This window comes from Candidatus Paceibacterota bacterium, from assembly GCA_035452965.1.
In the GTDB taxonomy this organism is placed as follows: domain Bacteria; phylum Verrucomicrobiota; class Verrucomicrobiia; order Limisphaerales; family UBA8199; genus UBA8199.
Map to the genome: position 1 here is coordinate 45351 of DAOTCE010000032.1, position 11659 is coordinate 57009.

Annotated in this window: 11 protein-coding genes; 8 read left to right on the top strand and 3 right to left on the bottom strand. The window is 61.1% G+C overall.

The features are described from left to right. Nucleotides 1-42: 42 nt before the first annotated feature. Nucleotides 43-1752: an adenine deaminase gene (gene ade, locus P5205_18350; GenBank protein ID HSA12324.1), complete on the top strand. Its 1710-nt coding sequence runs from the start codon at nucleotides 43-45 to the stop codon at nucleotides 1750-1752. 21 nt (nucleotides 1753-1773) lie between these two features. Here the strand turns inward: ade and P5205_18355 are convergent, their stop codons facing one another. Beyond that, nucleotides 1774-1947 (bottom strand): hypothetical protein, encoded by a 174-nt coding sequence (locus tag P5205_18355; GenBank protein HSA12325.1) that lies wholly within the window; start codon nucleotides 1945-1947, stop codon nucleotides 1774-1776. Between the two features lie 250 nt (nucleotides 1948-2197). On the opposite strand from P5205_18355, the gene P5205_18360 reads away from it, so the two are divergent. The 4 genes from P5205_18360 to P5205_18375 all read left to right on the top strand — a co-directional run bounded on the left by P5205_18360 (nucleotide 2198) and on the right by P5205_18375 (nucleotide 6229). Next, nucleotides 2198-3064 carry a phosphate ABC transporter substrate-binding protein gene (locus P5205_18360; GenBank protein ID HSA12326.1) on the top strand — a complete coding sequence of 289 codons (867 nt, stop codon included), beginning with the start codon at nucleotides 2198-2200 and terminating at the stop codon, nucleotides 3062-3064. Nucleotides 3065-3258: 194 nt separating this feature from the next. Continuing rightward, nucleotides 3259-3813 carry a hypothetical protein gene (locus P5205_18365; GenBank protein HSA12327.1) on the top strand — a complete coding sequence of 185 codons (555 nt, stop codon included), beginning with the start codon at nucleotides 3259-3261 and terminating at the stop codon, nucleotides 3811-3813. A gap of 24 nt (nucleotides 3814-3837) precedes the next feature. Next, on the top strand, nucleotides 3838-4638 hold the full coding sequence (locus tag P5205_18370) for a protein-L-isoaspartate(D-aspartate) O-methyltransferase (GenBank protein ID HSA12328.1): 801 nt from the start codon (nucleotides 3838-3840) through the stop codon (nucleotides 4636-4638). A 166-nt stretch (nucleotides 4639-4804) separates the two neighbouring features. Further along, nucleotides 4805-6229, top strand: a complete 1425-nt coding sequence (locus tag P5205_18375) for a Gfo/Idh/MocA family oxidoreductase (protein HSA12329.1) — start codon at nucleotides 4805-4807, stop codon at nucleotides 6227-6229. A gap of 21 nt (nucleotides 6230-6250) precedes the next feature. Here P5205_18375 and P5205_18380 read toward each other — a convergent pair whose 3' ends face one another. Together P5205_18380 and P5205_18385 are read right to left on the bottom strand one after the other, a co-directional pair. Continuing rightward, the gene (locus P5205_18380) at nucleotides 6251-6748 is read right to left on the bottom strand and encodes a hypothetical protein (protein HSA12330.1); all 498 of its coding nucleotides are present in this window, start codon (nucleotides 6746-6748) and stop codon (nucleotides 6251-6253) included. Nucleotides 6749-6843: 95 nt separating this feature from the next. Further along, entirely contained in the window at nucleotides 6844-8091 is a 1248-nt protein-coding gene (locus tag P5205_18385) for an LL-diaminopimelate aminotransferase (protein HSA12331.1), read from the bottom strand. Nucleotides 8092-8381: 290 nt separating this feature from the next. Between P5205_18385 and P5205_18390 the strand changes: the two genes are divergently transcribed. The 3 genes from P5205_18390 (at nucleotide 8382) to P5205_18400 (ending at nucleotide 11642) form a co-directional block, all read left to right on the top strand. Continuing rightward, nucleotides 8382-8927, top strand: a complete 546-nt coding sequence (locus P5205_18390; protein ID HSA12332.1) for an HAD family hydrolase — start codon at nucleotides 8382-8384, stop codon at nucleotides 8925-8927. Between the two features lie 61 nt (nucleotides 8928-8988). Continuing rightward, on the top strand, nucleotides 8989-10848 hold the full coding sequence (gene glmS / locus P5205_18395) for a glutamine--fructose-6-phosphate transaminase (isomerizing) (GenBank protein ID HSA12333.1): 1860 nt from the start codon (nucleotides 8989-8991) through the stop codon (nucleotides 10846-10848). A gap of 299 nt (nucleotides 10849-11147) precedes the next feature. Further along, a complete protein-coding gene (locus tag P5205_18400; GenBank protein ID HSA12334.1) occupies nucleotides 11148-11642 on the top strand; it encodes a hypothetical protein in 495 nt (164 codons plus the stop codon). Nucleotides 11643-11659: the final 17 nt, after the last annotated feature.

Here is an 11659-nt window from a genome sequence, read left to right on the forward strand (position 1 = left end):
TTTTTCTCTCGCGAGGCTGGGAAACTCGGTCCATTCTCGGCTATGCGCGAACTCCAGCGAAAGCTCTGCATCGCCCGCGGGGAGCGACCCGCCGAGCGGCTCTTCAAGAACGCCAGCCTCATCAACGTCCTCAGCGGCGAAATCTACCGCGCCAATGTGGCGGTGGACGACGGCCGCGTTGTCGGCGTGGGCGACTACAAAGCCCGGCACGTTACTGACCTCAAGGGCGCCTACCTGGCCCCAAGCCTCATCGACGGCCACTTCCACGTCGAGAGCTCCATGCTGACCACGCGGGAGTTTGCCCGCGCCGTCGTTCCCCATGGCACCGGCGCGGTGGTCATTGACCCCCACGAATACGCCAACGTGCTCGGCCTGGACGGCATCCGCTACGTTCTGGAATCCAGCCGCAACCTGCCGCTGGACTTTTTCATCATGCTGCCTTCGTGTGTGCCGGCCACGCACCTGGAGACCGCCGGCGCGCGGCTCACCGCCGGGGACCTCGCCCTGATGATCGGCGACGACCGCATTGCCGGCGTCGCCGAGCTGATGAACTACCCAGGCGTTTACCTCGGTGCCGAGTCTGAGTTGGCCAAGGTCGAGGCCGGCAAAGGCAAGAATATTGACGGCCATGCCCCCGGCCTGCGCGGCCGCAACCTTAATGCCTACATCCTCGCCGGCGTCCAGTCCGATCACGAATCCACCGAGCTGGCCGAGGCCAAAGAGAAGCTCCGCCTGGGCATGCACGTGCTCCTGCGCGAAGGCAGCACCGAGCGCAACCTCGGCACCCTGGTGCCGCTGGTCAATCCGCACAACGCCATGAACTGCTCGTTCGCCACCGACGACAAGCTCGCCGGCGACCTCGTCTCCGAAGGCCACATTGACCACAGCCTCCGCAAAGCCATTAAGCTCGGCCTCCCGCCTATGGTTGCACTCCAGGTCGCCACCATCAGCACGGCCCGCCACTACCGCCTCCGTAACTTCGGCGCCATCGCCCCCCGCTACTGGGCGGACTTTGTCGTCTTCGACAACCTCAAGCACCTCAAGGTCCGCCAGACCTACAAGAAGGGCATCCTCGTCGCCGAGGACGGACAATACCTGGCCCCCCCGCGGCCCCTTGTCCCCCGCCCGCGCAGCACCATGAACCTGCGCTACCGGGCCCCCGAAGACTTTCGCGTCCGCCTCAAGCACCCCGCGAAGATTCGCGTGATCGAGATTATCCCCCACCAGATTGTCACCCGCCACACCCTCGAGCGCCCCCGCACTGTGGACGGCCAGATCGTCCCCGACGTCCAGCGTGACCTCCTGAAGCTGGTCGTCGTCGAGCGGCATCACGCCACCGGTAAGGTCGGCGTCGGCTTCGTGCGCGGCTTCAAGCTCAAGACCGGCGCCCTGGCCTCGACCGTCGCCCACGACGCCCACAACGTCGTCGTCGTCGGCACCAACGACGCCGACATCGCCTTTGCCATCGAACAGTTGGTGCGGATGCAGGGCGGTCAGGTGGCCGTCAGCGACGGCAAGGTGCGCGCCGAACTGGCTCTACCGATTGCCGGGTTGGTCTCCGACCGCCCGCTCAAGGAGGTTATTGCCCGCATCGCCGGTTTGAACGCCGCCGCCCGGGGCATGGGTTGTCGTCTCGAAGCTCCCTTCATGACCCTCTCCTTCCTGAGCCTCTCTCCCATCCCCGAACTCAAGCTCACCGATCAGGGCCTTATTGATACCGTCACCATGCGCCCTACCAGCCTTTTGGCTTAAACGGGTCCGCCGCCCCACCCGTTAACGGTTCTGGCTCAGAAAATACAGCAGGCAGGCCACCACCGCCGAAACCACCGCCGCCGCCGCAATCGCCCAGCGCAGAAAACGCATCTCCTTCTGCCGGCGGGCCCTGCCGCCCATGCCAGGCAACAGATAGAACCGTTCTCGCTCCTTATCTCGTTCAAACCAAAGCATGGGGGAAAACTTCATCGCCAATCATGCCCGTGCCAAAGCCGCAGGAGAGAGATTCCCCGACTCGATTCCGATAGCTTGATGCGATAGCACGGGTCCCATCATGCCAACTATGCCGGGCGGTGACCAGACCTTTCTGCTCCTTGGCGCAGCAGAGCTGCTGAATCCCGGCAATGTTGGTCATTGACATCCCCGGGCGGGCCACACAGGATGGCGTCGGCAAATGGTTCAACCGCTAACATAAGGATGCGACATGAAGACGACTTGCCTCACCAAGTGGCTTTGCTTCAAGCCAACTGATTCGTTGAAGGGCTTCGGTTTGATTCTGCTCAGTGCGGTCATTGCGGGATGCTCGCAAGCGAAGCCTGAGAAGATCGTTATATTAGGCTCCAATACGATTGGCGAGGAGCTGGCTCCCCTGCTTGTGGCCGAGTATAGGAAGGAACATCCTGCCATCGCGGTTGAGATGGAGTTTAAAGGAACCAGTTACGGGATGGGGGCACTAATGGTGAGTCGCTGCGACATCGCGGCCGCCTCGCGGGAGGCAACCACGAACGAGATTACACTGGCCAAGGCCCGAGGAATTGAATTCGACGATCATATTATCGGCGCTTACGACGTCACAGTCATTGTGAATGCGGGAAGTCCACTGACCGACCTCACTAAGGAACAAGTGCGCAATCTCTTCACTGGCGCCACTGCAAACTGGAAGGATGTCGGGGGGCCCGATGCGCCGGTGAATCTGTATATCCGCCACCCCATTTCTGGCACCCACCTCGGCTTCCGCGAATTGGCGATGGAGAACAAGCCCTATGCCATTAATGTGAAGACCTTCACCAATTACACCGAAATCGTCCAGTCGGTTGCCCAGGACCCGCATGGGATCGGCTACTCTACCATCCCCTTGGCCAGCAAGCCAGGTGTCAAGGCCATCTCCATTGGGGGAGTGGCCCCCACTGTCGAAGCCGTAAACAAGGGCCTTTATCCTTACGCGCGGGTGCTGCGCCTTTACACCGATAAACTCAATTCAACACCCGCGGCTCGTGCGTTCATTGACTTTGTGGAGTCAGAGCGCGGGCAGGCTCTCGTGAATCAATTGGGCTTTGCGCCCCGCCCCTGACTCGCCTCCAGACTGGGAACCCGCGCGGCGGGGCGTCCTTACAGACCGCTATCTTGGCTTGACTTCGTGTCCCTTTGGCTTCAGCATATTCTATATGCGAGAGTCGGAGCGGCGTTGATGGAAGCGAATGCCTTCGGCTAGTGCCCAGGCGCAAGGCTGTTCCCTCCTAGAATTAGAAATAACGGAAATAGACAATGAAGATCTTAGTCTGGTGTTTAAGTCCGGTGGCTGCATTCGCGGCGTTGACCTTGTTCGGCTCGACCACGCTCCTACCGGGAGCGGAGGAGAAGAGCGGCGGGCCAGTTGATCGCCTCGAACGGCTGGAACGGCGCGTCAATGAGATGGCCCAACAGCAACAACAACTATTGCGCCGGCTTGGCGCGCAGCAGGAACGCCAAGCACCAAGGGACTCGATTGGACGTGACAACTTGCGGCCCATGAAACCGGTGCGCGATCGCTCCGGCATCGGTCAACCGAGGCAAGGCGATCGGCCTTCGGCGTCGGTAGCCGCGCCCGCACCCGCTTACCCGCCTCTGGCAGCCGGGAAGGCCTGCAAAGACATCGCCGGCCTCGTGAAACTATGTCTGCTGGTGGGCTTTATTTTCAACATCCTGCTGGCCATTTGGATCTTCACTGACATTCGCAAACGGGGCGAAGGCTCGGGCATCTTCATTGGCCTGGCGCTGTTGGCAGGCATCCCCGCCGCAATCATTTACTCGCTCGTTCGCATCAGCGATAAGAAGCCTTGACGGAGCTGACGTTCCTGGTCCGTAATGCGTAAACTGGCACTCGTGATGGCCGGGTGGCTGACGGGCTTCGCCGGCCGTGGAACTGCGGCACCCGCGATTGATGCCGCGGGGAGTGACCCTTATGCACCCGCACGTCAGCGCATGGTGGCCGAACAGCTCGTCGGCCCGGGCCGGAACATCACCAACACCTGGGTCTTAACCGTGATGGGACGAATCCCGCGCCATGAATTTGTCCCTGAACGGCGCCGTTCCGAAGCATACCGCGATCATCCCCTGCCCATCGGTCACGGGCAGACCATTTCGCAGCCCTTCATCGTTGCCTTCATGAGCGAGAGGCTCGAACCCAAGCCTGCCGACCGCGTTCTGGAAATTGGCACCGGCTCCGGCTATCAGGCCGCCGTCCTCGCCGAACTGGTGGCCCAGGTCTACACGATTGAAATCGTTGAGGACCTCGCACGGCGTGCCGCCACGGACCTAAAGCGTCTCGGATACACCAATGTGCACGTGCGCGCCGGCGACGGTTACCAGGGGTGGCCTGAAGCCGCCCCATTCGACGCAATCATTGTCACTTGCGCGCCGGAGCAAGTGCCAAAACGCCTGATCGAACAGCTCAAGGACGGCGGCCGGATGATCATCCCGGTTGGGCGCGCCTGGAACCAAGAGCTGGTCCTGCTGCGCAAGCAGGATGGCAAACTCGAACAGCAGGCCGTCCTGCCGGTGCGCTTCGTTCCCATGACGGGCGCGGCCGAAGAAAGATCAAAAGTCAAAAGCCCGAGTCCCAGGCAAACGCAAGAGCCGAAGCCCCAGGAAAGCCTGCGTCCGTGACTGCTGAACTCTTGACGCATTGACCCAGCCGGGGTTCTGGCTTTTGAGGTGCCGAATTTGGGACTTCGGCCCTCGGGTCTCGGGGTAGCTTCGTTGCGCGCACTCCCACAGGGAGCGAAGCCTTGTGTCTTGAGCCTACGCCCGGAGTCTCCTACGATCTCAACACATGCATACCACTGCGCCCAAGTCAGACACCCGATTCACCCGCCGCCAGTTTCTTCGTGGCACCACGCTCAGCACCGCCGCCTTTATGGCGGTGCCCGGCGCGGTGCTGGGATTGCGCGGGGCGACCTCTGCGAACCGGAAACTGAACATTGCCGGCATCGGCATCGGCGGACAAGGTGCTCACGACCTCAGCCAAATGGAGAGCGAGAACATCGTCGCCCTCTGCGACGTGGACATGGAACGCGCCGGCCACACCTTCAGGAAGTACCCCAAAGCGCAGCAGTTCACCGATTACCGCCAGATGCTTGACCAGTTGAAGGAGATTGACGGAGTCGTCATTGCCACGCCCGACCATCATCACGCCCCCGCCGCGATGGAGGCTATCAAGCGCGGCAAGCATGTCTATTGCGAGAAGCCGTTGACGCATTCGGTGTGGGAGGCACGGCGACTGGCACAAGCGGCGCGGGAGGCAAAGGTCGCGACCCAGATGGGCAATCAGGGCCAGGCTTCCGAGCAGACGCGCCGCCTCTGCGAGTACATCTGGTCCGGCGCCATCGGCAGAGTACACGAAGCCCACATCTGGACCGACCGCCCCTCCCGGGGATTATTCGACGAGTACTGGCCGCAAGGCTGCGCCCGACCCGAGGACAGGCCGCCGGTGCCTGCAACGCTGAACTGGGACCTCTGGCTGGGCCCGGCGCCTTTCCGTCCATATCACCCGGCTTACCTTCCCTTTAAGTGGCGCGGCTGGTGGGACTTCGGCACGGGCGCCCTTGGTGACATCGGCTGCCACGCGATGGACCCGGTGTTTCGCGCGCTCAAACTGGGCGCTCCTCTCAGCGTCCAGGCTGCCTCGACACGCGTAAATCAGGAGACCTTTCCTCTGGGCTCGATCGTGACCTACCGGTTCCCGGCGCGCGGGGCTACGTCCCAAGCCATCAATGGCCATGTGACAGGATTGACTGGCGCGCCAAGCGGGGCAGTCGCCATGCCACCATGCACGCTCGTTTGGTACGACGGCGGGCTGCGCCCGTCCCGGCCCGACGCCTTGCCCGAAGGAAGGGCCCTGGGCGACAACGGTCGTCTTCTCATTGGGGAAAAGGGATTTATTTTGGGCAACGAAGTTTACCCCGAGTCGTGTGCCAGGGAGGTCCACGACCTTTCCAAGAGTATTCCACGTTCCAAAGACCACCACCAAGAGTGGATCCAGGCGTGCAAAGGAGGCAAGCCCGCTGGCGCAAACTTCGACTGGGCCGGGCCACTCGCCGAGTCGGTCCTCCTGGGCAACGTCGCTCTACGAGTCCAACTCCGGGAAGACCTGACGCTTTGCAGTCTTCTTTGGGACGGCGCTAACCTCCGGTTCACCAACCTCGAAGACGCGAACCTGTTCCTGCGCCGCGAATATCGCGCCGGTTGGAGCCTTTGAGACAAGCCAGGCGGGGCTGAACTACTTCGGCTCCGCTGTCTTGCCGCTTATCCGCGTGGCCACTTCGTTCAGAAGTTCCTGGTACTGGCCTTTGTGGAGCTTGCCAATCCTGATTTCCTCCTCCAGCGGCTCTCCCCTGTTGCGCAGGAAGAATGCCTCGCACTTGAGCTGGCAGGTGCCGGGCAATGCCTCCCCGACCGATACCCTGACGCGTACCCAAACGCGTTGTCCCATCCAGTTGCCGTAAGCGAGATTGTTCATTGCCGTGCCTTCCTTTTCGAAGCATAGGCTAGCCCAGGTTCTGCGAGTCACCTTATAGCCATGGTCGTGGAACACCTCCGAGGTGACATCGCTCACTCGCTCGGGCGGCTGGCCACGAATCTCGACAGAGGCGAAGTGAGCCGACTTCGCCGTCTTAGTCGAACTGCAGCCAGTGCCCAGGAATGTGCCAAGACCAATGGCCAGCAGGACAGCCAGGCCCCAGGGGCGCAATGGCAGACCAGAACGATCACTCCTCATAGTTGTTTGTGCTTTCTTTATGTTGTTGGTTCTCGAAGCCGCCCGTTCGGACGGCGAGTGCGGGCGCTTGCCAATACGGATTTTGGAGCCGCGCTTCAAAACTCGAGCTGCACCCCCTGCAACCGATGGGCCAGTTGGCGCAGAATCCGTTCCTCGTCCGCCAGGTCCTTCGCGGGGAAGGTAACGCTGAACCGCAAGTAAGCGCCCGCGTCATCCCAAGGCACCGTGGAAATCAACCTTTCGGTGATCAGCCATTGCGAGGCCGCTTCCGCGCTGCCGAATTCAATTCGGCTGCCGGACCTGGTCACAAGCGCCTTGGGCGCCTTGACATACAGGAAGAATGATCCCTTCGGTTTCCGGGCCTGGAACCCCGCGCCCGCCAGCGTCCGCACCAGCCCGTCCATCCGTCGTGAATACTTCGCCGCAATCCGGGCGGTAATATCGGGATGGTCGAAGCCATGCGCCGCGGCATGCTGGATCGGCAGAAATTGCCCCGAGTCCGTATTGTCCTTCACATCCCCGTAGGCCCGCACGAGCAACTCATTGCCGGCCACAAATCCGCACCGCCACCCCGTCATGTTGAGTGATTTGCTGGCCGAGTGCAGTTCCACGCCCACCTCCTTAGCCCCGGGCGTCGCCAGGAAGCTCAACGGCCGGCCCTCGAACACCAACGCTGCATAAGCCGCATCGTGGATGACGACCAGGCTATTCTTGCGCGCAAATGCCACCACTCGAGCAAAGAACTCGGGCGTCGCGCTCGCGCCGGTCGGGTTATTCGGATAGTTCAGCACCAGCACCTTGGCCTGGCTCAACACTTCCGCGGGTACCGAGTTCAAATCCGGGAGGAAGCCGTTGTTCTCCGTAAGAGCCAGGTTATGCACCCGCCCGCCCAGATACTTCGCGTGCGTGCCGAACACCGGATAGCCGGGCACCGTCATGAGCACATAATCTCCCGGATCAATCAGCGCCGTCGGCAGTATGGAAAGCGCCGCCTTGCTGCCAATCGAGTGAATCACCTCGCTTTCCGGGTCAATCTCTTCCACGCCGAACACACGATCCAGGTAGCGGGCCGCCGCCTCTTTCAGGACCGCGTCGCCGTTGTCCGCGTAACCGCGGTTCTCCGGCTTGCGCGCCTCGGCACAGAGCTGATCCACAACTTCGGGGAACGCCTTTTCATCCGGCTCTCCGATACCCAGGTCAATAATCTCCTCGCCGGGATGCGCCGCCAGAGCCGCGCGCCTCGCCCGTTTGATCTTCTCGAATTTGTAGATAGTGCCCGACTTGCCGTATTCCCGGCCGCCGATACGAGCTGCAAACAGGTTCTGAATATAAGACTCGGTCATAACCTCGACGAAATTCCAGCCGATGCTCTTCACCGGAGTAGCCGCACTTCGTCTGGCTACATTAGTCAAAAGCACCCGCCGGGGCAAGAATCCAAGTCAACACGGTTTCTCAATCACCCCCGACGAAACAGACCCGAGATTCGCTGCCGCATCTGCTTGGGCTCAAACGTCCAGAAAGGCAAAACTGGAAGCTCTTGCCCATGTTCACTGTATGAGGCCAGGATTACCGCGGCCCCTTTTATCATTTCCATTGCCCGGGCATTGCCTTAACAATTCCGCCCTGTTAGGTCATGAACCGAGCCGTATTTCTCGACCGCGATGGGACCATCATCGAGGAAAGAAACTACCTCTCCCGCATAGAGGAGGTAGTTATTATCCCCGGTGCGGCAGCGGCGTTGAGATGCTTGTGCCAAGCCGGGTTCAGGCTTTTCATCGTGTCCAACCAGTCTGGCGTGGGGCGAGGCTATTTTACGCTGGCGCAAGTCGAGGAAGTAAACCAGTATCTGCTCAGGGAACTTGGCCGCGAAGGTGCACGCTTTGATAGGGTGTACATCGCGCCCGAGGCGCCCGATGTGCCTAGCCGGGGCCGCAAGCCGTCACCGCAATTCCTACTGGATGCGCGCGATGAGTTCGGCCTGGATTTGGCGCAGAGTTATATGATTGGCGACAAACTGATTGATTTGGAATGCGGCTGGAATGCCGGCGTGAAACTCTGTCTGCTGGTCCGTACCGGTTACGGGGCGGAACAGGAGCGCGCATCCGCCGGCAAACTGGCGGCCGCCACTGTCGTGGACGATTTGGCCGCGGCGGCACAGTTGATACTCAAGCAAACCTGAACCCCCGCCCCGCCGGGCGGGGCATTTCCGAGAGAGACTCCCAAACGAAAGAACAAGAATTATGTGTGGCATAGTTGGATACGTTGGCAAAAGAGAAGCAACCCCGTTACTCATTGAAGGCCTCCGCCGGTTGGAATACCGCGGCTACGATTCGGCCGGCGTCTGCATCCTGGCGGACCGGCGTTTGCAGGTGCGCAAGCAAGTCGGGCGCGTCGAAGGGCTGGCACAGTCGCTCAAGGCAAAGCCAGTCAAAGGGTCCCTGGGCATTAGCCACACCCGCTGGGCCACCCACGGGCTGCCCAGCGACATCAACTCCCACCCGCACCTCGACCAGTCCGGCAAGATCGCCATGGTGCACAACGGCATCATCGAGAACTACGCCAGCCTGCGCCATCGCCTCCAGCGCCACGGGCACCAGTTCCTGTCCCAGACCGACACGGAGGTCCTGGCCCACCTTATTGGTTATCACCTCGAGAAGCTGCCCGCCAGGAACGGCGGCGTCAGCCCAGAGCGTCTCGTCCAGGCCATCTTCGCCGCCACTGGCGAGGTTGACGGCACATATGGCATCGCGCTCATGCATCAGGACCTGCCGGGCTATCTGTTCGGCGCTCGGCGCGGGTCGCCGCTGGTGGTCGGGACGGGCAAGGGCGAGAACTTCCTTGCCAGCGACGTTTCCCCCATTGTCGCGCACACCCGCAAGGTCATCTATATGCACGACGGCGACGTCGTCACGCTCACTGACAAGGACTTCGCTTTACAAGCCAAGGGCAAGCCGATCAAGCGTGCGGTCAGTTCGGTGGATTGGTCGGCTGAGGAGGCCGAGCGCGGGAAATACCCGCACTACATGTTGAAGGAGATCTTCGAGCAGCCTGGCCGCGTAGCCGAGGTGCTCAAGCGCACGCTTCGTCCCGCGAAAGGCAACGTCGAGTTTGAAGAAATGGCCCTCAAACCCAAGGAGCTGGCCAAGATTGAGCGGCTCATCCTCGTCGCCTGCGGCACGAGCTGGCACGCCGCGCTGGTGGGCGAGTATGTCATCGAGACGCTCGCCCGCATGCCGGTCGAGGTCGAGTACGGAAGCGAAATGCGGTATCGCGGCCGCCCCATCGAGAAGAACACGCTCATGGTATCCATCTCCCAATCCGGGGAGACGGCGGACACGCTGGCGGCCATCCGCGGCGCCAAGGCCCAAGGCGCCCGCACGCTTGGCATCGTCAATGTGGTGGGCTCGACCATTGCGCGCGAATCCGACGCGGACATCTACATGCGGGCAGGCCCCGAGATCGGCGTGGCCTCGACCAAGGCTTTCGAGATGCAGACGCTACAGCTGACCCTGCTGGGCATTGCCCTGGCTCGACAGCGCGGCGAGCTCTCAGCCGCCGAGGGCCGGAAGCTCGTGCGCGAGTTGCAGACCATCCCAGGCAAGATCGAGAAGATTCTGGCCGGCGACGCGCACTTGCGGAAGATTGCCAGGAAGTATCACAAGGCGACCGATTTCCTTTACATGGGCCGCCAATTCAACTTCCCCGTCGCCCTGGAAGGCGCCCTGAAGCTGAAGGAGATTTCCTATATCCACGCCGAAGGCTATCCCTCCGCCGAGATGAAGCACGGGCCTATCGCACTTATCGCGCCCGACTTCCCGAGCGTATTCGTGATTCCGCGCGACGCCATGTATGACAAGAACATGAGCAACGTCGAAGAGATCAAAGCCCGCAAAGGGCCGATCATCGCCGTCGCGACCGAAGGGGACACCGAAATCGCCCACAAAGCCAACGATGTCCTCTACGTCCCGCGGACAATGGATATCCTCCAGCCGCTGCTGACGGTGGTGCCGCTACAACTGTTGGCCTACCACATCGCCGTCCTGCGCGGCTGCGATGTAGACAAGCCCCGCAACCTAGCCAAGAGCGTCACCGTAGAGTAGCCTCGCCCATCCTTATGTATTTCTGTATTCAGGGAGTAAAGTTGGAAACTAGGTAATAAAGTCGGAAACCGTGCAATAGAGATGAAAACTGGAGGGCACGCGGCGGGCCCTCCGCAGGGAATAGAGTTGGAAACCGATGACGCTTATTCTCAGATCGAGAACAGCCCTCACTACTACGAACGCAATACATAGCACTCTTGTTCTGAGGTTCTCTGTATATGTCCCCATGAAGATCCACGCTCATACCATCTCCTAACCCGGCGTAGCCGGAACCAAGAGGTTGGGGCAGATTGGCGGGGATGGAAACGACCAATATCCCCCCGGCTCCCGAGCCGAGTTCACTGATTTCGCGTTACGCTTCACAGATTGCCGGACAGTTGGGCTGTTTTGATCGTGTCATCATCACCGGCAGTTTACAGGACGTGTGTCATCCCGCCGCTTTGGAGCGACAGCTTCACTTTGCCAACATTCGTTGTTTTGATCTGGGCCTCTTCGCCGAACCGCTGCGGGATGCGATGCGGGATCACGCCCTGACGCTGGCCCGTGCCGCCGGGTTGGAAGTGGAGTTCATTCAACGGCGGAACTTTCGCAAGGAAGAGCGCATCGCCGAGATTCTCCACCGGCGGAGGGATCATCCCGGACTGCTGCCTGTCTTCTCAGCGATGGAGCCTTGTCCGGCGTTCCGGCCCTGGCATGACAAGCTGAGCGGGCGCACCGGCGTCAAGATCACCCAGGGCAAATGCTTGCACTTCTATTTCCACTCCGTTCCCATAGCTTGGGAAAAGCAGGGGTGAACCGATTGATTTCCGAG

Bases quoted from the DNA above. Each gene is read 5' to 3' on its own strand.
- P5205_18355 (HSA12325.1), bottom strand. From the start codon at position 1,947: ATGCTTTGGTTTGAACGAGATAAGGAGCGAGAACGGTTCTATCTGTTG.
- P5205_18385 (HSA12331.1), bottom strand. From the start codon at position 8,091: ATGACCGAGTCTTATATTCAGAACCTGTTTGCAGCTCGTATCGGCGGC.
- P5205_18365 (HSA12327.1), top strand. From the start codon at position 3,259: ATGAAGATCTTAGTCTGGTGTTTAAGTCCGGTGGCTGCATTCGCGGCG.
- P5205_18390 (HSA12332.1), top strand. From the start codon at position 8,382: ATGAACCGAGCCGTATTTCTCGACCGCGATGGGACCATCATCGAGGAA.
- glmS (HSA12333.1), top strand. From the start codon at position 8,989: ATGTGTGGCATAGTTGGATACGTTGGCAAAAGAGAAGCAACCCCGTTA.
- P5205_18360 (HSA12326.1), top strand. From the start codon at position 2,198: ATGAAGACGACTTGCCTCACCAAGTGGCTTTGCTTCAAGCCAACTGAT.
- ade (HSA12324.1), top strand. From the start codon at position 43: ATGCGCGAACTCCAGCGAAAGCTCTGCATCGCCCGCGGGGAGCGACCC.
- P5205_18400 (HSA12334.1), top strand. From the start codon at position 11,148: ATGGAAACGACCAATATCCCCCCGGCTCCCGAGCCGAGTTCACTGATT.
- P5205_18380 (HSA12330.1), bottom strand. From the start codon at position 6,748: ATGAGGAGTGATCGTTCTGGTCTGCCATTGCGCCCCTGGGGCCTGGCT.
- P5205_18375 (HSA12329.1), top strand. From the start codon at position 4,805: ATGCATACCACTGCGCCCAAGTCAGACACCCGATTCACCCGCCGCCAG.
- P5205_18370 (HSA12328.1), top strand. From the start codon at position 3,838: ATGCGTAAACTGGCACTCGTGATGGCCGGGTGGCTGACGGGCTTCGCC.